Here is a 26,875-nt window from a genome sequence, read left to right on the forward strand (position 1 = left end):
GTCGTCGATGCCCTGGATGACGAGGTCGCCGATGCGCTCACCCACCTTGCCATCGTCGGCGTCGACCAGGGCCGCCACCGGGAAGCCCCGATCGCCGAAGCCGCGGTAGTTGGCGAGGGCGTGGCCGAGGTTGCCGATGCCGACGATGACGACGGGCCAGTCGTGGTTGAGGCCGAGCTCGCGGCTCATCTGGAACAGCAGGTACTCGACGTCGTAGCCCACCCCGCGCGTGCCGTAGGAGCCGAGGTACGACAGGTCCTTGCGCACCTTGGCGGCGTTGACGCCGGCCATGTCGGCCAGGCGCTCCGATGACACCGTGGTGATCCGGGCGTCGGCCAGCTCGGCCAGGCTGCGCAGGTACACCGGCAGGCGGGCCACGGTGGCCTCGGGGATGCGTCGGGGGGAGTGGGCCACCATGTCGGGCCCGATGCTAGAGCGACAGGGGCGCCCGTTCACAATCGGGCAATGTCGGGGCGCTGGCGTCGCCTCAGCGCAGCTCCCGACGCAGCACCTTCCCGCCGAGGCCCTGGGGGATCTCGTCGACGAACATCACCTTGGTGGGGCACTTGTAGCGCGACAGCCGGTGCGCACAGTGCTCGATCACCTCGTCCTCATCGAGGTGAACGCCGGGGGCCGCCACGACGTAGGCCTTCACCGTCTCGCCCGAGTACGGGCTCTCGATGCCGACCACCGCCACTCCATCGACGCCGGGGTGCTCGAGCAGCGCCGCCTCGACCTCGGCGGGGTAGACGTTGAAGCCGGAGACGATGATGAGGTCCTTGGCCCGGTCGACGATCGAGAGGTTGCCCTCGTGATCGGCCACGGCCATGTCGCCCGTGCGCAGCCACCCGTCGGAGGTGAGGACGCTGGCGGTCGCCTCGTCGTCCTTCCAGTAGCCGGCGAAGACGTTGGGGCCCCGCACCCAGATCTCGCCGGCGTCGCCGAGGAGGGCGTCCTGGCCGTCGTCGACCAGGCGCAGCTCCACCCCGGGGATGGGCGTGCCGATCGAGCCGGCGCGCACCGGGGCGCCTCCGGCCGAGGAGGTCACGATCGGCGACGCCTCGGTGAGGCCGTAGCCCTCCAGGATCTGCAGCCCGAAGCGGCGCTGCATGACCTCGGCCGTCTCCTCGGCCAGCTTCGACGCGCCCGACAAGGCCAGGCGGACGCTGGCGAAGGTGTCGGGGTCGAGGCCGGGCATCGACGACCACACCACCCACATGGGCGGGGCGCCGGCCACCACGGTGCACCCGTTGCCCGTGATCGTCTCGGCGGCGGTGGCGGGGTCGAAGCGCTCCACCAGCACCACCGACGCACCCGCCACGAGGGTGAGGCCGAGGACCACGTTGAGCCCGAAGATGTGGAACAGGGGCAGCACGCCGAGGCTGACGTCGTCCGGGGTGAGCCCCCGCTCGGGGAGCAGCTGGACCTGCTCGAGGTTGGAAGCGAGGTTGCCGTGGGTGAGCATGGCCGCCTTGGGCGACCCGGCGGTGCCGGCGGTGAAGACCAGCACCGCGAGGTCGCTGCGGTCCCGCTCGAGCGTCGGCACGGGGTCGGACCCCAGCAGGTCCTCGAGTGCCGCGGCACCGTCCACCTCGACGCCACCCGGTGCGACGACGACCTCGACGGTGGGGATCTCGGCGCGGTCGACAGCGTCGAACGAGGCGCGCCCCGCGGGGCCGACGACGACGGCGCGGGCCCCGACCGTGGCCAGCTGGTTGCGGATCTCGATCGCCGGGCTCAGGGGGTTCAGGGGCACGACCACGCAGCCGAGCCCGAGGGCGGCGAGGTAGGAGACGACGAACCAGCGGTTGTTGGCGCACAGCAGCGCCACCCGGTCGCCCGGCTCGAGACCGAGGCCGGCCAGCCCGCCCCGCATGGCCGCGACCTGGTCGCGGAGCGCGCCGTAGGTGGTGGGCTTGCCCCGAGAGATGAGCGCCACCGCGTCATCCGGGTGGCCGTCGATGATGCGAGCCAGGTTCACGGGGGCGCACGCTACCGCCGGGCCGCCGCCCCGGTGCCGTGCCGCCCCACTTGCGGCCTTTCGCGTCGTTCCGGACCGGCCCGACGGCTAACGTCACCCGGCAATGGGGTCCATCAAGGTGATGGTGGTCGACGACACCGACCACGTCCGGCGGATGCTGCGCAACATGCTCGAGCTCGACGGCTTCGAGGTCACCGGTGAGGCCGCGTCGGGTGCCGACGCCATCACCCTGGCCGACGCGGTGCCACCCGACGCCATCGTCATGGACTACAAGATGCCCGAGATGGACGGGCTGGTGACCGCCGCCGCCATCCGCGAGCGGCACCCCGACCAGGTCATCATCCTCTACACCGCCTTCGTCAGCCCCGAGCTCGAGCGCCGGGCCCGCGACGCCGGCGTGGCCCTGGTGATCGGCAAGGTGGAGGGGCTCGAGTCGCTCGAGCGGGAGATCAATCGGCTCTGCGGCTCGTTGTACTAGGCGGACAGTTTTCGCGCGTCCGGCAGCGGCGGGGCCTGTCAGCGAGCGGAGCCTTCCCACACCCTCCGCAGGCTCCGGGTGCGGGCCCCTTCCCTCGGTGCCACCCACCGCTGCCTTGTCCTCGGCGGCCCCTTTCCCTGGGCTGCTGACGGGGGGTTGCTCGTGCGGCTCTTCTTGGGCTGGGGGTCAAAGGTCGTCTCGGCTTCGCCGAGGCCCCCTTTTTGTTTTTGGTTAGCGGGCTAGGACGAATAGTTGGAGGGTGGCGGCTATGAAGAGGGCGGCCATGAGGAGGGCGAGGACCACGGTGGTGGCGGGCCTCATGTGGGCTCCCCCGGGTGGGGCCGGCGCAGGCCGAGGCTGACCGGCTGCTCGATCCCGACGGCGTCACCCGCCGACTCGAGCGTGACGGCATCGCCGGTGTCGAGGCCGAGCTCGCTCGACGCCGGATGGCGGGCCATGCACAGCGAGACGAGCCCGTAGGCGTCGATGACCAGGCCGACCTCCCCGGGGCGGATGACGTCGTAGGTTGAGGCCCAGCCGGCGGTGCGCACCATGTCGTCGGCGCGGAGCGTGATTCGCTCGCCGAAGGGGATCACCTCGTCGGGGTCGAGGTTGAGCTGGAGGTTGCCGTAGCGGTCGACCCACAGCACCTCGGCGACCAGCCGGCCGTCCTCCTCGCGGCTCAGCGGGAGGGTGCCGGGGAGCAGGCCGGCGGGGTCGATGGCCTCGCCGATGTCGTCGAGGTCGACACCAGCGCAGAGGTGGGCGGCGACCGGGGCGAAGACGTCACGACCGGCGAAGGTCATGCCGGGGGCCTCGAGGTGGTACTCGGGGTCGTTGAGGTGCACGGCCCGGGTGGCGCCGCCCGCCATGGCGACCGCCGAGGCGAGCAGGCCGTTGTCCGGGCCGACGAAGGTGCCGAGGCCCTCGGCCACCTCGACGGCCACGGCCCGGCGCTCGGTGCCCACCCCCGGGTCGACGACGGCGAGGATCACGCCGGGCGCCACGTACTGCACGGCCCGGGCGAGGGCGAGCGAGCCGGCCCGCACGTCGTGGGCGGGGATCCCGTGGGTGAGATCGATGACCGACGCGTCGGGCGCGATCGAGCGGATCACCGACTTCACCACGCCCACCGACTCGTCGTCGGTGCCGAAGTCGGAGAGGAACGAGATGGTCTGGGGCGCCGGCGACATGCCCGATCACGGTACCCGCGCGAAATCGCAGCCTCGGCCGAAGGGAGGGTTCCGTCGGTGACGGGCCCCGATCACCCGGCCTCGGTGAACCCCCGCGCCAGGTACCGGTCGACCTCGTCCTCCGAGAGCCGGTAGGACCTGCCGACGCGAACCGCCCGCAGGTCCTCTGCCTTGATCAACCGGTACACGGTCATCGTCGAGACGCGCAGGGTCTCGGCGACTTCCGCGACGGTCAGGTACCGGGCGCGCCCGGGTCGCTGAGCCAATGGAATCACCCCTATCTCCGCTTGGGGTCACTGTACGCCACCGGTGCTGCCGTTGCCTAGAGAGGTTCGTGCATTCTTTCGTTGTCCGGCGCCGCTCGGAGGGGGAGCCGGCGCCGTCGGTGACGGGCCCCGATCACCCCCCGGTCACCCCGAGCTCGCGGGAGCGGGCGGCGGCGGCGGCGACGGCCTCGAGGAAGGCGCTGCGGACGCCGGCCCCCTCGAGCACCCGCAGGCCGGCGGCGGTGGTCCCGCCCGGCGAGGTCACGGCCGCCCGCAGGGCCTCGGGACCCTCGTCGGAGGAGGCCAGGAGCTTGGCCGACCCGAGCAGCGTCTGGGTGGCGAGGGCGGTGCTCACGTCGCGGGGCAGGCCGGCGAGCACGCCCGCCTCGATGAGGGCCTCCACGACCAGGAACACGTACGCGGGGCCGGAGCCGCTCAGGCCGGTGACGGCGTCGAGGAGGTGCTCGGGCACCCGCACCACCTCGCCCACGGCGCCGAGGACCTCCTCGGCCCAAGCCAGGTCGGCCTCGCCCGCCACCGTCCCGCCGGCGATGGCCGCCGCCCCCGCGCCCACGAGGGCGGGGGTGTTGGGCATGGCGCGCACCACGGGGATCTCACCGAGGGCTCCCTCGAGCGTGGCGAGCGACACCCCGGCGGCGATGGACAGGACCCGACCCACGCCCGCGGCGGCAGCGGCCTCGCAGGCCCCCACCACGTCGCCGGGCTTGACCGCCACCACCAGGCCGTCGGCGGCAACCGGCGCGTCGGACACCGTCACACCGGGGAAGCGGGCCTCCAGCTCGTCGCGCCGGGCGGCCAGTGCCTCGACCACGGCGAGGTCGGCCGGCGCCGCCCAGCCTGAGGCGAGGAGCCCGCCGAGGATGGCCTCGCCCATCCGGCCGCCGCCGAGGATCACCAGACGTGTCGCCATGGCGCCGCAACCTAACTGGTGACCGCCGAGGGAGCGGAAGATGCGCCTGCCGCGGGGCCGGGCAGGGTCAGGAGAGGCAGCTACGGGGGTTGCGGGGCGAGCCGCCGTAGCGGGTCTCGAAGTGCAGGTGGGGCCCGGTGGAGCTGCCGGTGTTGCCGACGTAGCCGATGACCTCGCCCTGCCTGACCGTCTGGCCGTTGGAGACGACGATGCGGCTCTGGTGGGCGTAGAGGGTGGTCATGTTGCCGGCGTGGGAGAGCACCACGGTGTTGCCGTAGGCGCCCTGGCGACCCGACGAGATCACCGTGCCGGCCTTGGACGCCCAGATCGGGGTGCCGGTCGAGGCCCCGATGTCGATGCCGGCATGGAGGCGTCCCCAGCGGTTGCCGTACTCGGAGGTGACGGCGCCGCGGGTGGGCCACACGCACCCGCCCGAGCCGGCGGGGGCGGTGGAGACGTTCCGGGTGGTCGCCTCGCTCTGGCGACGGGCCTGCTCCTGGCGGGCGAGGGCGGCCTGGCGGTCAGCGATCTCCCGGCTGAGACGAGCCTCGTCGCGGGAGAGGGCCTCGATCTCGCCGAGGACCTCGCGCTTGCGCGTCTCGAGGTTCGCCTGGAGGCGGCGCTGCTCGACGCGGGCGGTCTCGAGGGTGCCGAGCTCGGTCTCGGTGACCGTCCTGCGCCCGACGGCCTTTGCCCGAGCGGCCTCGGCGGCCGCCTTGGCCAGCTCGAAGTCCTCTCGGGCGGCGTTGAGCTGGTCGATCACGTCGGCGTCGGAGGCGGCGACGGAGCCCATGAGGACCTTGCGGCGGGCGGTCTCGGCGATGTCGGACGACTGGACGACCTCGTCGATCTCGGAGGTGTCGGGGCGGATGAAGGACTGCACGGCCCGGGCGATGAGGGTGTCGGTGAGGCCGGTGATGCGGCCCCGCGTCTGGGCAAGGGAGGTCTCGGCCTCGGCCAGCTCGCCCTCGGCGGCGGCGACGGCTTGGCGGGCGGCCTCGACCCGCGCCGTCTGGGCGGCCACCTGTTGGTTGAGGACCCCGACGGCGGCGATGAGCTCCCGCTCGCCGGCCTTGATCCCGTCGAGCTGACGTGCCTGGGCTGCCCGCTCGTTGCGGAGCTCATCGCGCTTGGTCCGAGGGTCGCTCGAGCTGGCGGCGTCGGCGGTCCCGAAGAGCCCACCCACGAGGGCGGCGACGAGCACGAGGAAGGTCAGGCGGGTTTTCGTCATGCGGTCGGTGGTTGGTCTCTCTCGGTCAGCGGGCCCGGGGGCGGGTCGATCGTTCGAGTCACGCCGTAACACGACGTCGGGACCGGCTCGGGGCCGGCTCCGGAGGAACGGGGGGACCGTAACATGGTTGCAACAGGTTCGCCATGCATGGTCCGCATACCTGCCGGCGCCTCGGGGTACGCCTGGACGCCGCGCGCCTCGGGTCCCGTCGCTGGGGGCCATCGCCGGACGTGGCGGAGCCCGGGGAGCGCTCCTGCCACCGGCGTACTTCCCCGAACGCCGGTGATCGTCGCGCCCCTCGGGCTCCGCCGGTCAGCCTACGCGCGGAGTATCACGAGATGCAATGAGACAACATGGAATTCTTGGAGATCAGCCCGAGAACCGGGAAGCGAAGCCCAACCGCAGCGCCGGCTGGAAGAACTGCTCCACGTAGGTCCAGGCCGAGCCGACCAGGCGGTCGAGGTGGGCCTCGTCGATGGCGCCGAAGGGCAGCTGGCCCTTGAGGAAGATGGCCTCCTCGGGTCCGATGGCGAAGAACAGGCCGTGGGTGCCCTGGTTGCGCCGCAGGAGGTGGGCGTAGAACTCGGCCTCGTTCTCCTCCGGCGCCGGCATCACATAGGTCTCGACGTGCAGGGCCCGCTGGCCGAGGCGGAACCAGAGGGTGGTGACGTCCTTCTCCTCGCCGGCCAGGCGCACGAACCAGCGCCGCTCCCCCGGCTCACCGCGGTCGACGGCAACGAGCATGGGGTTGCCGTCGAGCTCGGCAGCCAGCCAGGCATCGATCCGTGCCTCGGTGGCGTCGAGCTCCTCGGGGGTCGCCGGGGGGATCACGAGCAGTCCTCCACCAGGGAGCGGGCGGCGAGGTCGGTGTAGATCCGCCGCAGTCGGGCCGCGGCGATCGACCAGGTGTAGCCCGCCGCCTTGGCCGTCGCCCGGCTGCTCATCTCGGCGGCGAGCACGGGGTTGTCGAGCAGCTCCGCCACGTAGGCGGCGTAGGCCTCGGGCCGCCGGCCCTGCACCAAGAAGCCGGTCGAGCCGTGGTCGACGAGGGTGCGCAGCCCGCCGACGGCCGCCGCCACCACGGGGGTGCCGCAGGCAGCGGCCTCGAGCGCCACGAGGCCGAACGACTCGGAGCGGCTCGGCACCAGCACCACGTCGGCCGCCCGGTACCAGGTGGAGAGGAGGTGGTGCGGCTGGGGGTCGACGAAGCGGACGCGCTCGACGAGCCCGAGCTCGGACACCAGGGACTGGACCCGGGCAAGCTCGGCTGCGCCGCCGGCGCCGCTGGGCCCGCCCACCACCACCAGCTCGGCGGTCTCGTGGGGCAGAGCGGCGAGGGCGCGCACCGCCACGTCGAGGCCCTTCAGGGGTTGGATGCGCCCGACGAAGAGCAGCACCGGGTGCGCCGCTGCCCCCCGGCCCCCCGATGCCGAGATGCGTCCCGGCTCGGCCCAGCCGAGGGCGGCCCGGGCGCCCCCCCGGTCGCCGGGGGAGAAGAAGGCGTGGTCGACGCCGGGGGCGACGATCTCGATCCGATCCGCCGGGGCGTCGTAGTGGCGCCGCAGGTCGGCGGCCTCCTCCGAGCAGTTGGCGAGGATGGCGTCACAGCAGCGGATCACCTCGGCCTCGGCCTCGATGCGGTCAGAGGGCTCGGCCTCGGCGGCCTCGGCCTTGACCCGGGCGAGGGTGTGGAACGTCGACACCAGCGGTAGGCCCAGGGCGTGCTTGACGAGGTGGCCGGCGACGCCCGACAGCCAGTAGTTGGCGTGGATGGCGTCGGTCTCACCGGTGGCACGCAGGTGGTCGATGACCCCCTCGGCGAACGCCGGCACCAGGGCAGCCAGCTCCTCCTTGGCCACCTCCGCGCGCGGGCCGGCGTCGACGTGGACCACTCGGAAGCCGGGTTCGACCACCACCTCGGTCGGGAGGTCCGGCGACCAGGCCCGGGTGTAGACGTCGCACGCCACGCCGGCCTGGGCCAGGGCGGAGACCAGCTCGCGGACATAGACGTTCATCCCGCCGCTGTCGCCGACTCCGGGCTGGACGAGCGGCGAGGTGTGAAACGAGAGGACGGCCAGCCTGCGCACGAGAGGACCAACGCTACCCCCGGGGTCAGGATTCCCGGCAGGCCGAGGTTCAGGCGGTGGCCGCCGCGCTGTCGTCGTCGGGTGCGTCGTCGTCGGGTGCGTCGTCGTCGGGTGCGTCGCCCGACTCCGCCACGGCGGACACCACGAACGAGCGGTAGACGTGGAGCAGCGTCTGCTTCTGGTCCTCGCTCAGCAGCGGGTCCCGCAGCAGCGCCATGGTCACGTCCTCGTCGCCCTCGCGCTCCTCGAGGATCCCGGCCCGGACGTAGAGGGTCTCGGCCGAGATGCGCAGGGCCTTGGCGATCTGCTGGAGGATCTCGGCCGAGGGCTTGCGCAGGCCCCGCTCGATCTGGCTGAGGTAGGGGTTGGAGATCCCCGCCATCTCCGACAGCTTGCGCAGGGAGATCTGGCCGACCATCCGCTGCTCACGGATGAACCCGCCCAGGTCGCGCCAGCGGGACTCGAGCTCCTTCATGGAGCCAATCTACGCCGCCGCGAGGGCAGGCCCCGGTCGGTCGCCGACCGCCGGTGCGCCGCGGGTCGCTAGCTGAACAGGGAGTCGACCGTGGCCTCGCCCGTGCGGTACCGGCGGGTGATCTCGGCCTGGAGGGCGTCGATGTGGTCGTGGAGCTCGCGGCGCCGGGAAGAGACCTCGGCCTCGTAGGCCGAGAGGCGCTCGACGAGCACTTCGAGCGCGGCGTCGTCGAGCTCGCCGAGCGTCCCGAGGAGGATCGGGCCGACGATGGCGTCGAGCTCGTCGGTATCGACTTCGGCAGCCTCGGGTGCCATGAGGCGCGGCAGGCGGCCACTGCCCGGGGCGGTGATGCGGTCGGCAAGGATCCCGGGGAGCTGCTCGACGAGGGTCGCCCCGTCGGGCCCCTCGCCGGTGGCCCGGTGGCGGCGCTCGGCGGCGACGATGTCGAGGCGCCCCTGGGCCATGCGCCGCTGGTACGACAACGACACCTCGACCGTCTGGCACTCGGCCCGGCGGGACCGCAGCTCCTCCATGGAGAGTGCGGAGACGTCGCCGTCGTCGTCGGCCAGCAGGCGCTGCAGCTTGTCGCGGTCCACCGCGCCGAGCGTAGCGGGGCGCCCGGGCGCCGGGCCGAGACGACCGGTTCGGCCGGCCGGGGCGTAGCGCCACACCGCCCGACCGAGGACCCGGCGGCGCTCGACGGGGCCGAAGGTGCGGCTGTCGGTGCTCGCCGCCGGATGGTCGCCGGCGAGCTCGACCCCGTCCGGGCCGACGGCCGCCACCCGCTTGACCACGATGCGCCCGGGGCAGCGCGGGTCGGGGGCGGCCACCACGTCGCCCACCCGTGGGCGCAGGCCGCGGAGCACGACCAGGCGTTCGCCGGGCTCGAGGGCCGGTCGCATGCTGTCGCCGGCGACCACCACCCGGACCGCGAAGCGGCTCGCGAGGGCGAGGAGGGCGCCGACCGCGACGGTCACGGCGGCGACGGTCGCCGCACGGGGAGGCCGGGAGTAGGGTCGACCGGACATCCACACTTGTGTAGCAAGGAGCGCCACCCATGATCTCCCGCCTGCTCATCACCGCCGACCGCTTCCGGGCGCCCGTCACCGTCGCCGCCCACTGCGACCTGCCCTGCGGCGTCTACGACCCGGCCCAGGCCCGCATCGAGGCCGAGTCGGTCAAGGGCTGCCAGACCAAGTTCCAGGACTCCGACGACCCGGTGTTCAAGCAGCGCGCCGTCCAGATCAAGGAGGAGCGGGCCGAGCTGGTCAAGCACCACCTGTGGGTGCTCTGGACCGACTACTTCAAGCCCAACCACCTCGAGGACCACCCCAAGCTGCACACCACGTTCTGGGAGGCCACCAAGCTGGCCGGCGAGGCCAAGAAGTCCGAGGACCCGGCCCAGGGCCAGAAGCTCCTCGACGCCATCGCCGAGATCGACCGCATCTTCTGGGAGACCAAGAAGTAGCCAGCGACCGGCCTCCTACAGCGTTGCCAGGAGCACCCAGGGGGCGAGTGGGCCGAGGACGAGGAGCGAGTCGAGCCTCCTCGCGTACCGGGCGCGCCGCCGGCCGGTGCCGAGGAGGAGCGAGACGGCCAGAGGGCCGAGCGGTGCGGTGATGGCGGTGAGGGCGCCGAGGGTGGCGATGGACCCCGGCGTCAGCGGCGGGAGCACGACCACGCTGGCGGCGAAGGCGAACACCCCGACCGACGCGATGCCGGCAGCGGGCCCCTCCCACACCGCAGCCGACCCCGAGCCGACGATGAAGTCGCCGGCGTCGTAGGCGCTGACCAGCACGATCAGGACGACGGCGGCCGATGGCGCCACCTCGGCGACGAGCACCACCCCCGCGGCAGCAAGGCCGAAGCCGAGGGAGGCGGTGACCGCCAACGCGGCCTCGGGCAAGGCGGGGCGCCCATCGCCGACGGTGGCGAGGCGGTGGACGGCCACCACGAGGACCACGGCGGGCAGGGCAGCGGTGAGGGTGCTCACCCCGGCAGCGGCCGCCAACGGGATGGCGGCCCCGCCGAGGGCGGCGGGCAGGCCGTGGGGCTCGGCCAGGAGGTGGGCCACGAGGGCCCGTCCCCCGGGGGTGTGCTCGGGGCGGATGCCGACCCGGAGGCGGGCCACCTGGCCGGCAGCGGCGCCCGCGGCCACGGCGAGCACGAGGGCGAGCAGCGGGCGGGCCACGGCGGCCGCGGTGACGCTGGCCACGAACCACACCATGCCGACGCGCACGCGCGGCCCCGCGGTGTCGTGGACCACGGCCAGTTGGAGGCGCTCCGGCGCCGGCGGGCGCCGGCGAGGGGGCGAGGCGGGGGGCAGGGGGGCGACATCCATCAGGCCCCGCCCGACACTGGGGGGAGGACGGCCACCTCGTCGCCCGGCCCGACCGCGTCGCCCGCGTCGGCGGGGTCGCCGTTGCGCCACACGCGGCAGCCGTCGAGGACGGTGGAGAAGCGCTCGCCGTAGCGGCGGCGGGCCTCGTCGAGCACGGCGCCCACGGTATCGGCGTCGATGGTGTCGGTCCCGGTGCCCGCTGCCTCTCGCGCCGACGCGAACATCCGGAGCACGACCACCTCGGGCTAGGCCGGGACCGGGGCGTCGACCTCGGCCAGGCCCTGCGTGATGACGGTCTGGCCACCGGCAGTGGCCTCGACGGCGTCGCGCGCGCGCAGGCCGTCCTCGCCGGCGTCGTAGATGGTGGTGACCAGCTTGTCGAGCGACAGTGCCATCGGTCCTCCGGGAGGTGCTCGTCCAGCCGGAGAGGGTACTTGACGCCCGTGTCAGCGCACCAAGGCTCGAGGGCGACCTTCGATGTCGCACCGGCCGTCTACCGTCGGTGCCGTGACCCGGATCCTGCTCGTCCGCCACGGCCAGTCGGAGTGGAACGCCACCGGTCGGTGGCAGGGTTGGGCCGACCCGCCCCTCACCGACGTGGGCCGCGCCCAGGCTCGGTCGGCCGCCGGCGGGGTGGGCTCGATCGACGCCGTGGTGGCGTCCGACCTCCAGCGTGCGATGGAGACGGCGGTCATCATCGCCGACGCCCTCGGGGTCGGACCGGCGGCCATCGACCCGGGCCTGCGGGAGCGCGATGTCGGCGAGTGGACGGGCCTGACCCGGGCCGAGATCGAGGAGCGCTGGCCCGACCTCTTGCACGCCTTCTTCCGGCGCTCCGGCGGCCCGGGGGGCACCGGGAGCGAGCGGCCGACCGGCCCGGTCGACCCGCCGGGCGGCGAGACGGCGCCGCAGATCATCGAGCGAGTGCTGAGCGCGGTCGCCCGCATCGTTGACGCCTACGAGGGCGCCGACGTCCTCGCCGTGGCCCACGGCGGGGTGATCCGCATGCTCGAGCGCCACCTCGGGGTCGATCCGGCCCAGCTGCCCAACCTCGGCGGGGTCGAGCTCCTCGTGCAGGACGGCCGCATGTCGGTGGGTCCGAGGCTCCTGCTCGTCGACCCCGACGAAGTGGCCATCACCATCCCCCGACAGCTGTAGGCCGGTGGACGTCGAGGTCATCCGCAGCGCCCGCCGGCGCAAGACGGTGTCGGCTCGCACCGTCGACGGCGTGCTGCGCGTGAGCATCCCCGCCACCATGACCGCCGAGGAGGAGGCGCACTGGGTCGGGGAGATGAGCCGACGGGTGGCCCGCCGGCAGCGCAGCGACGCCATCGACCTCGATGCCAGAGCCCGGGCCCTGGCCCGGCGTCACCAGCTGCCGGAGCCCACCTCGATCCGCTGGGTCGACAACCAGCGATCGCGCTGGGGCTCGTGCACGCCCGCCGACGGCTCGATCCGCCTCTCGTCGCGCCTCGCGGGGTTCCCGCCGTGGGTGGTCGACTACGTGGTGGTCCACGAGCTCGCCCACCTCGTCGAACCGGGCCACGGCCCCGCCTTCCATGCCCTCACGGCGCGCTACCCGCGGGCAGAGCGAGCCATCGGCTTCCTCCTGGCAAAGGGCATCGGGCCGGAGGAGCCGAGCGAGCGGGAATAGCGGGACGGGGCGCCGGTTCCCTCGCCCGCTCGGCGTCAGCCGATGCGAAGCAGTCGGCGGAGGAGGGCCGGACGCCGTTCGGACCCGACCTCGACCCGGCGGTCCGGCAACACGTCGTCGACGCCGCGGGCCTCCTCGACCGGCGCCTCGACCACCAGCTCCTCGAGCTCTTCCTCGGGGGGCGCCTCGACCGGGGGCGGCTCGACTGGAAGCGGCTCGACCGGAGCCTCTACGACCGTGGTCTCGACGACGGGGGGAGGCACGTCGGCGACCGGGGGCGGCTCGACGGGGGGCGCGTGGACGGGGGGCGGGTCGTCGGGGCCCCAGACCCGGGCCAGGGCAGAGGACGCGGCGTCGAGGCCCGGCATGGCCGCCGCCGTGGCGCGGGCCAGCTGGGCCAGGTCGCCGCGGAGGCGCTCGATCGCGGCGCGGGTGCCGGCGACGTCGTCCCGGGCGGCGCGTCGGGCCTCGCCGGCATCGGCCTCGGCTCGCTCCCGGATGGCGGCCGCCTCGGTCTCGGCCTGACGACGGCGCTCCTCGACCTGGGTGTCGACCTCGGCGGCGCGCAGCACGGCGGTGCTGGCCGCCTCGGACCGGAGCCGCTGGGCGTCGGCGGCGGCCTGCTCGGTGAGCTCGCGGGCCCGCGCCTCGGCGTCGCGGAGGCGGGCGGCGGCGGTCTCGGCCGCCTCGGCGCGGAGCCGCTCGGCGTCGGCCCGAGCGCCGGCCCGGAGCTGCTCGGCCTCCTCCTCCGACTCGGCGGCCCGCGCCTGGGCCTGGGCGGTGACCTCCTGGTCGACCCGGGCGCGGAGGCGGGTCACCTCGTCGTCGACGGCGGCACGGACCTCGGCGGCCTCCCGCGCCGCCTCGGCTCGGACAGCCTCCGCATCGGTGCGGGCCTGGCGGACGAGGGCGGCGGCTTCCTCAGCCTCGGCCCGCGCCTCGTCGCGGAGCCGCTCTGCCTCGGCCCGGGCCAGCTCGAGCACGCGGACGCGCTCGTCGTCGACCTCGTCCAGCCACTCCTCGGCCAGCGTCTCGGTCTCGGCCAGGAGGCAGCCGGCCTCCTCCCGGGCGGCCTGGATGGTCCGCGCCCGCTCCAGGAGGGCGTCGCCCCGGAGGCGCTCGGCGTCGAGCTCGGCTTGGCGCACCACCTCGTCTGGATCAAGCGTCGGACAGACCACGATGCGAGCGTACGGGCGTGGCCGGCGCAGATCGGGCATGCCCCCCAGCTGACGGGCCGGCCACGTAGGGTCGTGCCGTGGACGAGCCCGCGCCCCCAGCGCCCCCAGCTGATCCCGCCGAGGCGGTGGGCGACGCCGACGAGCCGGGCATCGTCACCGCGCGGGCCCCGATCGACCTGGACCGCCTCGTCAGCGTCGAGGCCGAGCTCGCCGACGTGGAGCACGCCCTGGCCCGCCTCGACGCCGGCACCTACGGCACCTGCGAGATCTGCACCACGCCGCTCGAGGAGGGCCGCCTCATCGAGGCTCCCGCCACGCGCACCTGCGGCGCCCACACCTGAGTCAGCCTCAGGCCACCACGGTGCCGTCTCGGACCTCCACGGAGCGGGTGGTGCGCACGGCCTCGAGGAGCCGGCGGTCGTGGGTGACGAGGAGGAGGGTGCCGTCGTAGGTGTCGAGGGCCTGCTCCAGCTGCTCGATGGCGGGCAGGTCGAGGTGGTTGGTGGGCTCGTCGAGGACGAGGCAGTTGACGCCTCGGGCCATGAGGAGGGCGAGGGCGGCGCGGGTGCGCTCCCCCGGTGAGAGGGTGGCGGCGGTGCGGGCCACGTGCTCGGCGCCCATGCCGAACTTGGCGAGCAGCGAGCGGGCCTCCTGGGGAAGGGTGCCGCTGGCGGCGGTGAAGGCATCGAGCAGGGTCTCGTCGCCCACGAAGCGCCCACGGCTCTGCTCCATCTCGCCGACCACGACGCCGGGGCCGAGCCAGCGGGTGCCCGCCGTGAGCTCGACGCGGCCGAGGAGCGCCTGCAGGAGTGTGGTCTTGCCGCTGCCGTTGGGGCCGAGGAGCGCCACCCGCTCACCCCAGCCCACCTCGAGGTCGACGGGGCCGAGGCGGAAGGTCCCGAGGGTGACCTCGGCACCGTCGAGGCGGGCGACGACGTCGCCGCTGCGGGGGGCGGCGGCGATCTCGAGGTGCAGCTCCCATCCCTCCCAGGGCTTGTCGACCACCTCCAGGCGCTCCATGGCACGCTCCGTCTGGCGGGCCTTGGCCGCCTGCTTCTCGGAGGAGGCAACGGCCCGGTGGCGGATGTGCTTGTCGCCGTCGGATGCCTTGGTCTTGGCCTTGCGCACCCCGGTGGTGGCCCACAGGCGCTGGGTCTGGGCCCGTCCGGCCAGGCGCTGCCTGGCGGTCTGGTTGACGGCGTAGGCCTCCTCGGCGTGGCGGCGGGCAACGGCGCGGTCTTCGAGGTACGCCGACCAGCCGCCGTTGTAGAGGGTGGCGCCGTGGCTGGCCTCGTCGAGCTCGAGCACCGAGGTGATCGTCCGGTCGAGGAAGGCTCGGTCGTGGGAGACCACCACCACCCCGCCTGCCAGCTCGTCGAGGAAGCGCTCGAGGCGGTCGAGGCCGGCGAAGTCGAGGTCGTTGGTGGGCTCGTCGAGGAGGAACACGTCGAAGCGGGAGAGCAGCACGGCGGCAAGCGAGGCCCGGGCCGCCTCCCCGCCGGACAGCACTGCGGTGCCCGCCTCGAGCCGGTCGGCAGGCAGGCCGAGGTCGTCGCACACGGCGGCGGCGCGGGCCTCGAGGTCGGTGCCCCCGACGGCGAGGAGGTGGTCGAGGGCGACCGCGTACGCCTCGGCGGCAGCCATGGCGGCCTCCTCGCCGTCGGGCTGGGCGAGGGCGGCGGTGGCGGCGTCGAGGGCGGCTTCGGCGCCGGCGACGCCGGTGCGGCGGGCGAGGAAGGCGTAGAGCGTCTCGTCGGTCCGCCGGTCGGGCTCCTGGGGGAGGTAGCCGACGGTTGCCGTCGGGGGCATCCGCACCACCGTCCCGCGGTCGGGGTCCTGCAGGCCCGCCAGGACCCGCAGCAGCGTGGTCTTGCCTGCCCCGTTGGGGCCGACGACCCCGACGCGGCTGCGGGGGCCGACGTCGAGGTCAACGCCGTCGAGCACCTGGGCGGTGCCGTGGGCGACGGCGAGGTCGCGAGCGACGAGGGACGAGGAGGGAGACGGCATGCGGGGACCCCGGGGAGCGAGACGTGGACGAGGGCTCGGTGTGGGATCGCGCTAGCGCACGGGCACGACCGTAGCGGCCGAGCGCGCCCACCACCCGGCGATTCCGGTCAGGCGGGGTCGAAAGGGAAGAAACCACTTCACCTTGGGCCGCCGGGGGCCGATGGACAGGCATGGGCGTCATGCAGCACGCACCCGTCGAGGTGCTCCCACGCGTGCTGGTGGCCGAAGACGACCCAGCGGTCCAGGAGCTCATCTGCACGGTGCTCCGCCGGGCCGGGATGGTGGTCGACAGCACCGGCGACGGCCTCCGGGCCCTGGAGCTGGTCGAGTCGTCACGCCCCGACCTGCTCTTGCTCGACCTCGACCTGGACGGCCTCGACGGGTTGAGCGTCATGGAGGCCCTGGCCGGGCGCAACCTCCCGGTGATCATCCTCACCGGCCGGCGGTCGGAGGGCGACCGGGTGCTTGGCCTGGAGCTCGGCGCCGACGACTACGTGGTGAAGCCGTTCTCCCCCCGCGAGCTCACCGCCCGCATCCGGGCGGTGCTCCGCCGGGCGGCGCCGCCGGAGCAGGTGGACCTCCTCGACGCGGGCGGCGGCCTCGAGGTCGACCTCGCCGCCTATGAGGCCCGCCTCGACGGCGAGCCGCTGACCCTGACCCGCCGCGAGTTCGAGGTCCTGGCCTTCCTGGTGCGGTCGCCCGGGCGGGCGTTCACCCGCGAGGAGATGCTCGCCGAGGTCTGGGGGTCGTCCGCGGAGTGGCAGGACCCCTCCACCGTGACCGAGCACATCCGCCGGCTGCGACTGAAGATGGGCGAGTCGGGTCATCGCCTGGAGACCGTCCGGGGCGTCGGCTACCGCTTCAGCTGAGCTCGGCGTGCACCCTGGGGTGCGGTCAGGACTTGGGGAGGCGCTCGCGCGCCGCCTTGCTGCGATCGAGGATGTGGGCAGGGATCCGGCTGGCCGGACCGCCGCCACCACTGGGCGCAGTCGTCGCCGCGGGGGCCTCGGCCGCCGGCGGGGGGTTGCGCGCCTCCTCGGCGGCACGGGCCTCGGCCTCGGCCCGGCGGATCTGGTAGGCGGACCAGTCGTGCTCGGGCACCAGATCCTTGGCGTCGATCGAGCCCATCCACTCGCCGGTGTCGAACTGGACCCAGCAGCGGGTCCAGGTGAGACCCACGACCATCTCGATCCGTCCGGCGGTGCCCTCGCGGATGCCGACGAGGTCGCGGGCTGCCACCACTCGGTCACCCTTGGCCGGGGCGTCGTTCTTGCGCTTCAGGAGGGCCATCGGGCCAGCACGCTACTTCCCGCGCCGTCGGGGACGACAAGCCGGCTGGCGGGTGCACCGTGGCCATCGTGATCGAGGCGCGCTGACTTCCTGGTCACACGGCTCGTCACACGTGAGCCACGGATGCTGTGGATACGGCAACCGAGACAAGGAGCACGACGATGAGCCTCGAACAGCTTCTCGCACGCACTGCACAGAAGATCGCAACCCAGCGGACGGAGAGCGAGTCCATGGTCCTGGAAGAGTTCGCCATCGCGGCCCGGCACCTGTGCCCGGGGGCCGCAGCGGCGCTCGTCGACTGGACAGGTACGGAGATCGCACGGCTTCGCGCCTTCGGCATCGTGCATTGCGCCCTCCTCCGGGCGGCCGCAACGCGAGGGCAGGATCTCGAGAGCCTCCCGGCTGTGCCGGCGAGCGCCCACGCCGCGTGATCGGTAGCTTGGGATGGTGTTGGCGATCCGGCTGATCGGACGACCCCGGCTCGAACTCGACGGCGAGCCGATCGCCGGTCCTCGCGGCAACAAGACCTGGGCGCTGTTGGCTCGGCTGATCCGGTCCGAAGATCCGGTTTCTCGTCAACGACTGATCGAGGAGCTCTTCAGCGAAGCGGACGACCCCATGGGGGCCTTGCGGTGGTCGCTCGCCGAGCTACGCCGGCGCACCGGTCTGGTCGACGCGTTCAAAGGGAACCCGCTCTCGGCGGAGCTGGGAGCCGACACCATCGTCGATGTCGACCAGGTCCGCCGTGGGGCGGTCCCCGACGACATCCCCGAGGGCGAGTTCCTCGAGGGAGTCGCCGTGGCTGGCTCGGCGAGCTTCGACACGTGGTTGCTGATCGAGCGCCAGCGGGTTGCCAGCGAGGTGCTGTCGTGCCTGCGCCAGGCGACCCTTCGTGCCCTCTCGAGCCATCAGCCCGACCGTGCGGTCACCTGCGCCGCTGCGATGGTGCAGCGCAACCCATTGGACGAAGGCCCGCACGTCCTCCTCGTGAAGGCACTCGCGACTGCAGGCGACGCAGACGCAGCGCTCCACCAAGTGGAGGTCAGCGAGGCGATGTTCCGTCGGGAGCTGGGCGTGGAGCCCACCCCCGCGATCCGAGGTGCCGCCCGTGCGAGGGTGGCGTCCCCGGTGCCAGGCGTGTCATCTCACACATCGGCGACGACGTTGCGAGACGCGGGGCTTACCGCCCTGTCGGCAGGCGCTGCGGACGCCGGCATCGAATGTCTCCGGGGAGCGACTGCGGCAGCGGAGACGACGGGCGACACTGCACTCCTGGGTGAGTGCCTGATGGAGCTCGGCACCGCCCTCGTCCATGCAATCCGCGGCTACGACGACGAAGGGGCCGTGGTCCTCGGACAAGCCGTCCAAGCCGCGACCGACGCCGGTTCGCAGATCACGGCGGCCAAAGCGCTGTCAGAGCTCGTCTACGTTGACATGCTCGCCGGACGTCGAGACAGCGCGACGCGGAACCTGGTTGCTGCGTCGGAGCTCGCCGGCGACGATCCGGCCCTCGTCGCGGTACTCGCGGGCTTCGAGGCGATGAACCTCAGCGACTGGGGCAAGACCGGCCAGGCCGCCGATCGCTTCGCCGAAGCCGTCGAGCTGAGCCAGCGCGCTGGCGTCATCCGGCGCGTGATCTGGGCCCTGGGCCTCGGTGCCCGGACGCTGTTCATCGAAGGCCGCTTGGCTGAAGCCGCCGACTGGGCGCGCCGGTCGAGTGAGCTCGCGCAGCAGGAGCGGTGGACGGCCTTCCAGCCCTGGCCTGACGCATGGAGCGCTCACGTCCGTCTCGCCAATGGCGAGCCCGCCGACGACGTACGCCGTGACTCCGAGGCGACGTTCACCCTCGCCCGCCAGCTGCAGGATCCCTGTTGGGAAGGAGTTGCTGCCAAGGTCATTGGCCTGACGTACCTCGCCGACGGCGAGTACGAGACCGCGATGGAATGGATGACCAATGCCTCGACCTCATGCCGGCGGGTGACCGATACCTACACCTGGGTGGGCGTGGAGATCCTCATCGCCGAGGCAGCCGCTGCGCAGGCCGCCGGCGACCGGGAGCGGGCGGAGTGCGTCGCCCGACGAGCAGTCGGGGAAGCGGCAGCAGGCAGCATGGATGGGTTGCTCGACCAAGCGCGGAGCGTCTTGACGACGTTGTAGGTGTTGAAGCTGAAAACGGAGCCGGTGTCGACCACGCAGCGCCTGGCCGTGATCGGTTTGCTGAGGCGCGCTCGTGCAGCAGGGCAGAATGACGGCATGGGAGCCGACGCACTGCGCGCCGTCTATGCACGGGCCGTAGAGGATCCCCGATTCGCGCATGTGCTTCAGGGGGATCCGGAGGCGGCGGGTCGCTCAATGGGACTGGCTGCAGCAGACCTCGCGGAGCTCGTCGGGGCCATCCGGTACGGGCAGCACGGCGCTGAAGAAGGCCGTCAGATGGCGCAGGTCGAATATGCGGCCTTCGCTCACGAACGCGGCGCGCCCTGGCCGTTCACCTCGGTGCCGGACGACGAGTTGGCCACATTCGCCGAACTCGCAGAGACCGTGGCACGAAGCACGCTGATCTCGATCGCACTCGGGCTGCCAGCGAACGATGACTTACTGGCCAGCCAACTTTCCTGGGGACAGGCTCTGCTTGCTGAGTGCACCAAGCGAGCGAACAAAGGCAACCATGTGAACCTTGCCGTCGCAGATGCGCTCGTCGCCACCCGCAATCTGGTTAACGCCTGTCAGAGGTCCCGAAACCAGCCGCCCCACTCCGGGGAGACCAATCCAAGGATCTGAGCCCTGATCGGGTACGAGCAGGGCACGCCGACGGGCGGCTCGCGCGCAGGTTCGGCCAGCGCGATTGGTTGATCGGCACCAGTGAGGCCATGGTTCGCCAGTCAACGCCGCTCTCCGCGAGCGGGACCTATGGGCGGGCGAGGAGGTCCTGAAGCGGGACGGCCGCCAGCGACTCCAAGACCCAGTCGGCATCATCGCTCGGCAGAGAAAGTGTCATGCCATTCGGGACGTAAGCGCACCTGATCCCCGCTGCCTTCGCCGCTCGCACTCCATTCGGTGAGTCCTCAAGAGCGACCGTTTGCCGAGCCGACACGCCTAGATCTTCGACGACTTTGAGGTACACGTCCGGCGCTGGTTTCGCGACGCCCCCAACGTCATCCCGGCCGCGGATGACATGGAAGCGCTCAGCGATCCCAAGGGCAGAGAGATGATGCTGAACCCAGTCGCGAGTAGAACTCGACGCGATTCCCAGGCGCATTCCCATCTCTTCAGCGTCGTCCAGGTACTGCTGCACTCCAGGACGGAGCTCTTCCGCTGCGAGGAGCCGTCGGTAGCGCTGTTGTCGCCTCGAACGCACGGCACTGCGATCAACGGGGTTGCCTGTCGCCTTCTCAAGCTCGTCGTACAGATCGAACCAGACGGTCGAGCCAATGCACTCCATCCAACGATCCAGGTCGAGCGCCACCCCGGCGGCGGAGAACTCCTCCTGCCACGAGACCATGTCAGGTGTCTCAGTATCGAGCACGAGCCCATCGAAGTCGAAGATGAGACAGTGCACGTCTTCCTGGGAGACCTCGTTCACGCCCACAATCGTACGGGCGACGGTGGGAGGGTGGACGCGACGCGCCGGCGTCCTTCTCACCCCGAACTGGTTGATCGGGGCGGCCGTGATCGCCTCGAGATTGCGCTTGAGACCACCATCACACCGCACTTCGGTACTAGCGCTCGGACCGTCTACTCGACTCCATGAGCGAGAGCTCAAGGTCGAAGTTCAAGGCTTCGCCCGCCGGCGCCTCGGATCGGCAGTCGACACGCAGTCGACGCCACGGGGGCTCATCGTCGCTGCGGACCATGGCAAATCTCAGCGAAGAGAGGGACGGCGCTGGTTGACCCAGAGGCGTGACGGTGATCTCTGTACTGAGGTGTGAGCGGCTGCACCGGACGTCGTAGCGGTGCGGGCCCGATCTGCCTTCTGTTGCTGCGTCGCCGTCACCCCCGAGCCAGGGACTGGGTACGAGAAGCTCGACGCCCCGGGTGAAGTTCGCTCGGCGCAACGGCACGGTGACCCACAGGGTCCGAAGGAGCGTCTCTGGCGGGTCATCGAGGTCGAAGTGCAAGCCGAGAGCGGGATACGCATCTGGATCGTCGGAGTCCTCCCAGTCGCGCGATCCGTGCAGGAAGAAGTCCGCCGGTGCGATCGGCTCCGCACCCGGGGGGCCCCGGTGATCGGTGTACTGGACCAAGAACCGATGGGGAAGCGGCACCTTCCGGTCGCCGTTCCTCGACGTCGTCCACACCGCCCCGACAACGGAGTAGACGCCGAGCCAAGATGCACCCATGCCGCCACCATGGCCCGCCTCAGCGGTCGGCACCAGCGCGAGTGGCTGAGCCACGCGGTCGCGTGCACGTGATGCGAAGCGGGCCCGGTCGCTGATGGCGCGGATGGCGGTAAGCGCCGAGCGCCCGGCCGCCGGTGGCATGGACAGGTGATGTCACCTGGTGGACACTGAGCCCATGGAACCCTTGGCGGCACCACAACGCACGCCGCCAGGGCCACCGCGACCGCCTGCGCCGCCTACAGCCGGGTTCGGGCGAAGCCCCGACCACCAGCCGCGGGGACACTACCCGTCGCCGGTTGACGGACGGATGCGTCAGTTTCTCCGCTACGTCGCAGAGGCTTGGTCGGAAACTCGGCAGGTCTCGTGGCCGAACCTGCGCCAGACGTCCAAGATCAGCGCGCTCATTGGAGCTTTTCTCGTTGCCGTGGTTCTGGTTGTCGCACTCATCGACATCGGCGCAGGCAGCCTTGTCAACGCCGTGTTCGAGCGGTAGAACGCGCCCACCTACCGCCGGCTCGGCGGGCGCCACAGCGATCTGGAAATCGCGGGCGGCGGAGGTCGCTCCACCGTCACCCGACTCGGCCGCCGAGGATCGGCACCTCGGAGCGGATCGTCAAGCGCTCTCAGCGGAGTGGGGGCCGACGAGCACGCCGACGTGGGTGGTGCTCAACGACGAGCAACGACCGGCGTTCCGGTGCGCACGGTCGTGAGCGGCCGTCGTGAAGGTCTCAGGTCTTGTACAAGTCGCCGGCGAGGTACTTCAGGCCCGTGTCGCAGGCCACGGTGACGACGGTGCCACCCGCACCGACCTCCTCGGCCAGTTCGATGGCGCCAGCGACGTTCAGCCCCGTCGACGTGCCAGCGAACAACCCCTCTTCAGTTGCCAGCCGGCGAGCCATCGCTCGGCCAGCCGCCTCGTCGACGGTGCGGACCTCGTCGTAGCGATCGTCGTCGAGCAGCGGCGGAACGAAGCCGATCCCGATTCCATCCACGGTGTGGGCCCCCGCTTCCCCCCCCGAGATCACCGGTGTGGACGCGGGCTCGAAGATCACGACCCGGGATCCCGATCCAGCCTCATCGAGTGCGTGTGACACTCCCATCGCCAGACCAGCGGTGCCAACCGCAGCACAGAACACGTCGATCGGCCGATCGAGCTGCTGAAGCAGCTCGCGGCCCAAGGCGGCGTAGCCGACCAACGAATCACGATTGTTCAGCTGATCCGTCCAGTACGTGCCCGGTTCATTCGCGTACTCCTGAGCCTTGGCGATCAACCGGGCGACGAGATCTTGAGTCACCTTGCCACCGTCGCTCGGCACGACGGTGAGGTCTGCTCCCAACGCCTCCATCGTTGCGAGCTTCTCGGGCGCGTAAGCATCAGATGACACGACCTTCAACCGGTAGCCCTTCGCCGTGCACACGTATGCGAGCGACGAGCCAGTGCTGCCTCCCGTGTACTCGACGACGGTCATGCCCGCCCGTAGATCCCCGCGGCGCTCCGCCTCCTCGATCATCGCCAGCGCCATCCGTTCCTTGTACGACCCGGTGGGGTTGAACCACTCCAACTTGACGAACACATCCGCGGCGCCGCCCGGGACCACGCGCCTCAACTGCACCACCGGCGTGTTCCCGACGACGTCCAACATCGACGTTCCCACGCGCATCACGTCCCCCCTCAGTTTCGGCGGCGACCGACCGGTGGACCGAGCATGGCAGACGCACTCGACCACAGGAAGGACGCATGATCACGCGTTCCATGGTCGCAGGGGTCGCCGCCGTCATGCGTTCCGATTGCCGGCTCGCTCACCGTCAAGGCCTGCCCAACTGGATGATCGGAGCGGCCGGCTCCCGACGCGGTCCCGTCCGGAGACCCGCTGGTCAACGCCACTTAGCGCTGTCAGAGCTCCGACGATGCAGGCCGGGGCTCGAAGCGCCGTAGGCGCTCGTCGAGTTCAGACCGCACAGTGACGTCCAGCGCCTTGTATCGGAGACCGCCGTTGGTTGGGTCCGCCTGATAGATCGCCGAGGCGAGGGCCGCCTCGTGGACGTCGGATGCCGGCGGCGTGACACTTGCCCGCCGAGCCTCGGCTAGGTATCGCGCCTCGATGGCTGAGACGAACCCGGGGTCGGTCGAAGGCCAAGTCATGCGCACGAGTCTCGCGTTCTCTGCAACCGGCGTCGATCCGGATCCAGGAGCGCCGCACTTCGAAGCAGCGAGGACCTCCCTAGTTCGGTGTGCTGAGGCTCTCGGCACCATCACGTTGTCGACGCGGCGAGAATCTGGACCGCGGAACCCGGTCGCGTCCCGAAGCGATCCAAGAGGTCCTGCAAGGCTGAGTTGGCGCCTGTTCCGTAGTCGCACTCGATCGCGATCGAGACGCCGCTGTCGAGGAACTTGCGGCCCACCGCGTGGAGGACTGCGTGAGTGATCTGGACCGCATCCGAGGCCTCGGGATCGACCGCCCCGAAGTTGGCCATCTCGACGGCGCCAGCGGATCGGCCACGGTAAGCAAGACCAACGCCGATGATCTCGCCACCTCGCCGAATCACGTGAGCTGTGCCTCGGATCACGTCATCTCCGGCGAGGAGCCTCCGTACGTCCGCCTGTTCGAGATCGACGCACGGATCCCACCGATGCGAGGCCGCGTACAGCCGTCCGAGAGCTTCGAGGAACTCACCGTCATCGACCGGCACGGCGAGGATCTCTGTGTCAGGAAGCGGCGACGGCTCGGGAAGATCCCGCAGCGCGACATCGGCGGAGGTGACGAGCAGCGAGTAGCCGTGACCGTGAGCGAACCTCAGACCCGCTCGCTGGTCAGACGGGATCCGGGCCTTGGTAGGGACTTCGCGGCCGGCTCGCAACCTCTGGAGCAACTCCGAGCCGATCCCGCAGCGGCGTCTGGTGGGCTCAACGTGAACGGTGATCCAGTCCCTGGCGGGATGGAGCGGGAAGTGGAAGCGGGCTCCGAACGCCACTACGCGGTCGTCGATGAACGCGCCGTAGACGACATCGGCGTCCTCAACCCAACGATCGAGCATCCGATGCTCCACGTCGACGTGAGCCAGAACAGCTTCGATCGCCGGACCGCTCCCGCTGATGGGATTGATAGTCCAGCCATCCCCATCCACACCCCAAGTATCGCTGCCCGCACCAAGGCGAGCTGCCGCCAAAGGGGTAGCGTCCGTCAGATCATCTGAGGAGCCTGGATGGATACAGCGTTCATCCCCATCATCGTCAGCGCCGTGAGCGCCCTCGTGGCGCTCGGGTTGGTCATCGGGCACCTCGCCAGAGTCGGCCGCGACACCAGCCGCATCACCGAGCTCGAGGACGAGCGGCGGCGGTTCGCCGACCGGCTCGGTCTCGCCTACGTCGCAGGCGACACCCGCGGCATCGCCGACCTCCCGCTCCAGCTGTTCCGGACGTTCAGCCCCGAGGGGGTCCACCGGGTGGCGTCGGGGATGCACGAGGGGCGACGGGTGCGGATCTTCGATCTCGATGTCGCCGGATCGTGGTCAGGCATGGACCGAGGCATCGGGTTCTGGCGACACCACTGCGCCCTCGTCGAGACCGGCGTGAGGCGACCAACCACGGTGATCGACCCTGTCGACCGGCTCGACCGTCTCATGGGGGTGCGTCGAGCCAGCCTGGGTCTCGGCGACCGGCGCTTCGACCGCCGCTACCGCCTCTCCTGCGAGGACCCGCCCTGGCTGACACGGGTCCTCGACGCTGACCTCCGCGCCTGGCTCCTACGCAAGGCACCCGACGTCCGCTTCGAGATCGCCGACGATCTGGTCGTGGCATCACGGCCCTGGGTCGATCGTCCGAGCCTGACCAAGTACCCCGGCATGATCCCCTACTGGCTCGGTGTGCGGCCGACCACACCCCCACTCGAGGAGGTCAAGAGCTTCCTGTCGCTGCTGGACACGCGCGACTTGGGAATCGCGGGCGGCAGCGGACGTTCCGCCGCCACCTGAGCCGGACACCGACGATCGGCACCTCGGAGCGGTTTCCGCATGGCTGTGCTGTTCGAGTTCAGTCCAGCGGGCAGACGAGGTGGATGTCCTCGGGCTCATGGGCGAACAGCTCCGAGTGCACGGGATCAGCGAGCCGGCACCCGCGACTGAGGTAGAAGCCGACTGCACTCCCGGTCGGCGTGGCTGAGACGTAGAGGGACTGAGCGCCGGCCCCGCGGGCGAGGGCGGCGCCGACCTCCCACAGCGCAGACGCTGCTCCGCGCCGACGATGGGCCCGGCTGACGTGGAGCGTCGCCAGCCACGCGAGCCCCGGTTCGAACGTCGGATGCACCGTCGCTAGGCCCATGAGCTCGCCGGCGTCGTCGAACGCGCCGAGCAGGGAGGCACCATCGGCGACGACCGACGCGCAGAAGGCGATGTGGCTGGCGACGCTGTGCTCGCCGGAACCATCCGCATCCCACGGTGGGATGTCGACCTTGAAGGGCGGTCCCTCGACCAGGCGACCATCCTCGATGCGGTACTGGACCTCGACGTGCTCCGACCGGTCGATGGAGGCGACCAGGGCGACGTCGCTCGGTTCCAGACGGCGGACGTTCATGACCGAGGAAGCCGAAGGCGGCAGAACTGCGAGCTCAGAGACCCAGCGAAACAGAGCGGAACCACGAGCGGTGCCACTCGCACAGAATGCCGGCTCGCGCGGGCCGTTGTCACTCCTATCTGGCTGATCGGGGCGCTGTTGGCCCATGCTCGGCACATGCAGGCCCTCGGCGAACTCGACCATCGCGACGTATCCGTAGCAGCCGAGATCGCTCGCGTGCAGCGCGCCGCATACCAGGTCGAGGCCGAACTCATTGGGTTCGACGGCATCCCTCCGCTGCACGAGACCGCCCCCGATATCACCCAACTCGATCTCACGCTGGTAGGAGCACGGGATGAGACTGGCCGGCTCATCGGCCTGGTGGGATACCGGCGCTCCGCTGATGCTGTCGACATCGACCGGCTCGCGGTTGAACCTGACTTCCACCGCCGGGGTATCGGGGTCCAGCTCCTCGATGAGGTACACCGCCGCGAGCACACCGCCACGGTGTTCGAGGTGTCAACGGGCGCCGACAACACGCCAGCGATTCGCCTTTACCACCGGCTCGGCTACCACACCACCGGCAGAGAGCACCTCCCTCAAGGAATCACGGTCGAGCGACTCAGCAACGTTCGCTCAGACCCGCGCTAATGCCGGATGACCGGCGGCTCCGCCACTGGAGAACTGGGCGATCGGTGCGGGGAGCCACCGACGGGGCCTCGCCGGCGACCCGCGCGATGCCCCTCACGGTCGTTGCGACTGCTCCTGACGGATCGTTCCTCGGGGGTTGCGTGTCCGAGACGTACTGGGATTGGCTGGTCGTCGATGTGCTCGCCGTCGAGGAAACGGCCAGGGGACGGGGCCTCGGTACGCA

30 protein-coding genes are annotated in these 26,875 nt (G+C 71.5%); 10 read left to right on the forward strand and 20 right to left on the reverse strand.

Going from position 1 to position 26,875, the window contains the following annotated elements; all coding sequences use genetic code 11:
* On the reverse strand, positions 1-417 hold a 417-nt coding region (locus VMN58_06670), incomplete at its 3' end, for a redox-sensing transcriptional repressor Rex (protein HUF32876.1).
* A gap of 70 nt (positions 418-487) precedes the next feature.
* Entirely contained in the window at positions 488-1,981 is a 1,494-nt protein-coding gene (locus tag VMN58_06675) for an AMP-binding protein (GenBank protein ID HUF32877.1), read from the reverse strand.
* A gap of 103 nt (positions 1,982-2,084) precedes the next feature.
* Here VMN58_06675 and VMN58_06680 point away from each other — a divergent pair, with 103 nt between their 5' ends.
* The gene (locus VMN58_06680; protein HUF32878.1) at positions 2,085-2,459 is read left to right on the forward strand and encodes a response regulator; all 375 of its coding nucleotides are present in this window, start codon (positions 2,085-2,087) and stop codon (positions 2,457-2,459) included.
* Positions 2,460-2,776: 317 nt separating this feature from the next.
* On the opposite strand, the gene VMN58_06685 is transcribed toward VMN58_06680, so the two are convergent.
* From VMN58_06685 to sodX, 8 genes are all read right to left on the reverse strand, one after another.
* A complete protein-coding gene (locus tag VMN58_06685) occupies positions 2,777-3,652 on the reverse strand; it encodes an SAM-dependent chlorinase/fluorinase (protein HUF32879.1) in 876 nt (291 codons plus the stop codon).
* 71 nt (positions 3,653-3,723) lie between these two features.
* Entirely contained in the window at positions 3,724-3,918 is a 195-nt protein-coding gene (locus VMN58_06690; protein ID HUF32880.1) for a helix-turn-helix domain-containing protein, read from the reverse strand.
* Positions 3,919-4,051: 133 nt separating this feature from the next.
* Positions 4,052-4,849, reverse strand: coding sequence for a pyrroline-5-carboxylate reductase (gene proC / locus VMN58_06695; GenBank protein ID HUF32881.1), 798 nt, complete (start codon positions 4,847-4,849; stop codon positions 4,052-4,054).
* Between the two features lie 67 nt (positions 4,850-4,916).
* Positions 4,917-6,080 (reverse strand): peptidoglycan DD-metalloendopeptidase family protein, encoded by a 1,164-nt coding sequence (locus VMN58_06700; GenBank protein ID HUF32882.1) that lies wholly within the window; start codon positions 6,078-6,080, stop codon positions 4,917-4,919.
* Between the two features lie 369 nt (positions 6,081-6,449).
* Positions 6,450-6,911 carry a YbjN domain-containing protein gene (locus tag VMN58_06705; protein ID HUF32883.1) on the reverse strand — a complete coding sequence of 154 codons (462 nt, stop codon included), beginning with the start codon at positions 6,909-6,911 and terminating at the stop codon, positions 6,450-6,452.
* Positions 6,908-8,167 (reverse strand): glycosyltransferase, encoded by a 1,260-nt coding sequence (locus VMN58_06710; GenBank protein ID HUF32884.1) that lies wholly within the window; start codon positions 8,165-8,167, stop codon positions 6,908-6,910. The genes VMN58_06705 and VMN58_06710 overlap by 4 nt, the downstream gene beginning before the upstream one ends.
* 49 nt (positions 8,168-8,216) lie before the next feature.
* Positions 8,217-8,642 carry a helix-turn-helix transcriptional regulator gene (locus VMN58_06715; GenBank protein ID HUF32885.1) on the reverse strand — a complete coding sequence of 142 codons (426 nt, stop codon included), beginning with the start codon at positions 8,640-8,642 and terminating at the stop codon, positions 8,217-8,219.
* Between the two features lie 68 nt (positions 8,643-8,710).
* A complete protein-coding gene (gene sodX, locus VMN58_06720) occupies positions 8,711-9,670 on the reverse strand; it encodes a nickel-type superoxide dismutase maturation protease (GenBank protein HUF32886.1) in 960 nt (319 codons plus the stop codon).
* A gap of 29 nt (positions 9,671-9,699) precedes the next feature.
* Here sodX and sodN point away from each other — a divergent pair, with 29 nt between their 5' ends.
* Complete coding sequence (gene sodN, locus VMN58_06725) at positions 9,700-10,110, forward strand: superoxide dismutase, Ni (protein HUF32887.1); 411 nt, start codon at positions 9,700-9,702, stop codon at positions 10,108-10,110.
* A gap of 15 nt (positions 10,111-10,125) precedes the next feature.
* On the opposite strand, the gene VMN58_06730 is transcribed toward sodN, so the two are convergent.
* The 3 genes from VMN58_06730 to VMN58_06740 are packed head-to-tail and all read right to left on the reverse strand — an operon-like array spanning position 10,126 to position 11,378.
* Positions 10,126-10,983, reverse strand: coding sequence for a hypothetical protein (locus VMN58_06730; protein HUF32888.1), 858 nt, complete (start codon positions 10,981-10,983; stop codon positions 10,126-10,128).
* Complete coding sequence (locus VMN58_06735; GenBank protein ID HUF32889.1) at positions 10,983-11,207, reverse strand: MoaD/ThiS family protein; 225 nt, start codon at positions 11,205-11,207, stop codon at positions 10,983-10,985. Before VMN58_06735 ends, VMN58_06730 begins: the two co-directional genes overlap by 1 nt.
* Positions 11,208-11,228: 21 nt before the next feature.
* Positions 11,229-11,378 carry a hypothetical protein gene (locus tag VMN58_06740; protein ID HUF32890.1) on the reverse strand — a complete coding sequence of 50 codons (150 nt, stop codon included), beginning with the start codon at positions 11,376-11,378 and terminating at the stop codon, positions 11,229-11,231.
* Between the two features lie 112 nt (positions 11,379-11,490).
* On the opposite strand from VMN58_06740, the gene VMN58_06745 reads away from it, so the two are divergent.
* Both VMN58_06745 and VMN58_06750 read left to right on the forward strand, forming a co-directional pair.
* Entirely contained in the window at positions 11,491-12,141 is a 651-nt protein-coding gene (locus VMN58_06745) for a histidine phosphatase family protein (GenBank protein HUF32891.1), read from the forward strand.
* A 4-nt stretch (positions 12,142-12,145) separates the two neighbouring features.
* Positions 12,146-12,637 carry a M48 family metallopeptidase gene (locus tag VMN58_06750; GenBank protein HUF32892.1) on the forward strand — a complete coding sequence of 164 codons (492 nt, stop codon included), beginning with the start codon at positions 12,146-12,148 and terminating at the stop codon, positions 12,635-12,637.
* A 35-nt stretch (positions 12,638-12,672) separates the two neighbouring features.
* Here the strand turns inward: VMN58_06750 and VMN58_06755 are convergent, their stop codons facing one another.
* On the reverse strand, positions 12,673-13,815 hold the full coding sequence (locus tag VMN58_06755; GenBank protein ID HUF32893.1) for a hypothetical protein: 1,143 nt from the start codon (positions 13,813-13,815) through the stop codon (positions 12,673-12,675).
* Positions 13,816-13,892: 77 nt separating this feature from the next.
* Here VMN58_06755 and VMN58_06760 point away from each other — a divergent pair, with 77 nt between their 5' ends.
* Complete coding sequence (locus VMN58_06760) at positions 13,893-14,156, forward strand: hypothetical protein (GenBank protein HUF32894.1); 264 nt, start codon at positions 13,893-13,895, stop codon at positions 14,154-14,156.
* A gap of 7 nt (positions 14,157-14,163) precedes the next feature.
* Here VMN58_06760 and VMN58_06765 read toward each other — a convergent pair whose 3' ends face one another.
* The gene (locus tag VMN58_06765; protein HUF32895.1) at positions 14,164-15,822 is read right to left on the reverse strand and encodes an ABC-F family ATP-binding cassette domain-containing protein; all 1,659 of its coding nucleotides are present in this window, start codon (positions 15,820-15,822) and stop codon (positions 14,164-14,166) included.
* A 179-nt stretch (positions 15,823-16,001) separates the two neighbouring features.
* Between VMN58_06765 and VMN58_06770 the strand changes: the two genes are divergently transcribed.
* The gene (locus tag VMN58_06770) at positions 16,002-16,691 is read left to right on the forward strand and encodes a response regulator transcription factor (GenBank protein ID HUF32896.1); all 690 of its coding nucleotides are present in this window, start codon (positions 16,002-16,004) and stop codon (positions 16,689-16,691) included.
* Between the two features lie 25 nt (positions 16,692-16,716).
* On the opposite strand, the gene VMN58_06775 is transcribed toward VMN58_06770, so the two are convergent.
* Positions 16,717-17,112 (reverse strand): hypothetical protein, encoded by a 396-nt coding sequence (locus VMN58_06775; protein ID HUF32897.1) that lies wholly within the window; start codon positions 17,110-17,112, stop codon positions 16,717-16,719.
* A 161-nt stretch (positions 17,113-17,273) separates the two neighbouring features.
* On the opposite strand from VMN58_06775, the gene VMN58_06780 reads away from it, so the two are divergent.
* Genes VMN58_06780 through VMN58_06790 form a run of 3 tightly spaced genes read left to right on the forward strand, consistent with a single transcriptional unit; the run spans position 17,274 to position 19,893 of the window.
* Entirely contained in the window at positions 17,274-17,543 is a 270-nt protein-coding gene (locus VMN58_06780) for a hypothetical protein (GenBank protein ID HUF32898.1), read from the forward strand.
* A gap of 16 nt (positions 17,544-17,559) precedes the next feature.
* Complete coding sequence (locus tag VMN58_06785) at positions 17,560-19,269, forward strand: BTAD domain-containing putative transcriptional regulator (GenBank protein HUF32899.1); 1,710 nt, start codon at positions 17,560-17,562, stop codon at positions 19,267-19,269.
* The gene (locus tag VMN58_06790) at positions 19,270-19,893 is read left to right on the forward strand and encodes a hypothetical protein (GenBank protein HUF32900.1); all 624 of its coding nucleotides are present in this window, start codon (positions 19,270-19,272) and stop codon (positions 19,891-19,893) included.
* Positions 19,894-20,020: 127 nt separating this feature from the next.
* On the opposite strand, the gene VMN58_06795 is transcribed toward VMN58_06790, so the two are convergent.
* The 3 genes from VMN58_06795 to VMN58_06805 form a co-directional block, all read right to left on the reverse strand.
* Positions 20,021-20,695, reverse strand: coding sequence for an HAD-IA family hydrolase (locus VMN58_06795; GenBank protein ID HUF32901.1), 675 nt, complete (start codon positions 20,693-20,695; stop codon positions 20,021-20,023).
* A 1,485-nt stretch (positions 20,696-22,180) separates the two neighbouring features.
* Positions 22,181-23,107 (reverse strand): cysteine synthase family protein, encoded by a 927-nt coding sequence (locus tag VMN58_06800; protein HUF32902.1) that lies wholly within the window; start codon positions 23,105-23,107, stop codon positions 22,181-22,183.
* Between the two features lie 598 nt (positions 23,108-23,705).
* Positions 23,706-24,578 (reverse strand): GNAT family N-acetyltransferase, encoded by an 873-nt coding sequence (locus VMN58_06805; GenBank protein HUF32903.1) that lies wholly within the window; start codon positions 24,576-24,578, stop codon positions 23,706-23,708.
* Positions 24,579-24,656: 78 nt separating this feature from the next.
* Between VMN58_06805 and VMN58_06810 the strand changes: the two genes are divergently transcribed.
* A complete protein-coding gene (locus VMN58_06810; protein HUF32904.1) occupies positions 24,657-25,424 on the forward strand; it encodes a hypothetical protein in 768 nt (255 codons plus the stop codon).
* A 58-nt stretch (positions 25,425-25,482) separates the two neighbouring features.
* Here the strand turns inward: VMN58_06810 and VMN58_06815 are convergent, their stop codons facing one another.
* The gene (locus tag VMN58_06815; protein HUF32905.1) at positions 25,483-26,499 is read right to left on the reverse strand and encodes a GNAT family N-acetyltransferase; all 1,017 of its coding nucleotides are present in this window, start codon (positions 26,497-26,499) and stop codon (positions 25,483-25,485) included.
* Positions 26,500-26,875: the final 376 nt, after the last annotated feature.

It is taken from the genome of Acidimicrobiales bacterium (assembly GCA_035512495.1).
In the GTDB taxonomy this organism is placed as follows: Bacteria; Actinomycetota; Acidimicrobiia; order Acidimicrobiales; family CADCSY01; genus DATKDW01.

What these genes read in the sequence shown, in the direction of transcription:
- VMN58_06765 (HUF32895.1), bottom strand. Translation starts at nt 15,822, where the DNA reads ATGCCGTCTCCCTCCTCGTCCCTCGTCGCTCGCGACCTCGCCGTCGCC.
- VMN58_06700 (HUF32882.1), bottom strand. Translation starts at nt 6,080, where the DNA reads ATGACGAAAACCCGCCTGACCTTCCTCGTGCTCGTCGCCGCCCTCGTG.
- proC (HUF32881.1), bottom strand. Translation starts at nt 4,849, where the DNA reads ATGGCGACACGTCTGGTGATCCTCGGCGGCGGCCGGATGGGCGAGGCC.
- VMN58_06770 (HUF32896.1), top strand. Translation starts at nt 16,002, where the DNA reads ATGCAGCACGCACCCGTCGAGGTGCTCCCACGCGTGCTGGTGGCCGAA.
- VMN58_06810 (HUF32904.1), top strand. Translation starts at nt 24,657, where the DNA reads ATGGATACAGCGTTCATCCCCATCATCGTCAGCGCCGTGAGCGCCCTC.
- VMN58_06775 (HUF32897.1), bottom strand. Translation starts at nt 17,112, where the DNA reads ATGGCCCTCCTGAAGCGCAAGAACGACGCCCCGGCCAAGGGTGACCGA.
- VMN58_06685 (HUF32879.1), bottom strand. Translation starts at nt 3,652, where the DNA reads ATGTCGCCGGCGCCCCAGACCATCTCGTTCCTCTCCGACTTCGGCACC.
- sodX (HUF32886.1), bottom strand. Translation starts at nt 9,670, where the DNA reads ATGTCCGGTCGACCCTACTCCCGGCCTCCCCGTGCGGCGACCGTCGCC.
- VMN58_06730 (HUF32888.1), bottom strand. Translation starts at nt 10,983, where the DNA reads ATGGATGTCGCCCCCCTGCCCCCCGCCTCGCCCCCTCGCCGGCGCCCG.
- VMN58_06680 (HUF32878.1), top strand. Translation starts at nt 2,085, where the DNA reads ATGGGGTCCATCAAGGTGATGGTGGTCGACGACACCGACCACGTCCGG.
- VMN58_06715 (HUF32885.1), bottom strand. Translation starts at nt 8,642, where the DNA reads ATGAAGGAGCTCGAGTCCCGCTGGCGCGACCTGGGCGGGTTCATCCGT.
- VMN58_06735 (HUF32889.1), bottom strand. Translation starts at nt 11,207, where the DNA reads ATGTTCGCGTCGGCGCGAGAGGCAGCGGGCACCGGGACCGACACCATC.
- VMN58_06740 (HUF32890.1), bottom strand. Translation starts at nt 11,378, where the DNA reads ATGGCACTGTCGCTCGACAAGCTGGTCACCACCATCTACGACGCCGGC.
- sodN (HUF32887.1), top strand. Translation starts at nt 9,700, where the DNA reads ATGATCTCCCGCCTGCTCATCACCGCCGACCGCTTCCGGGCGCCCGTC.
- VMN58_06780 (HUF32898.1), top strand. Translation starts at nt 17,274, where the DNA reads ATGAGCCTCGAACAGCTTCTCGCACGCACTGCACAGAAGATCGCAACC.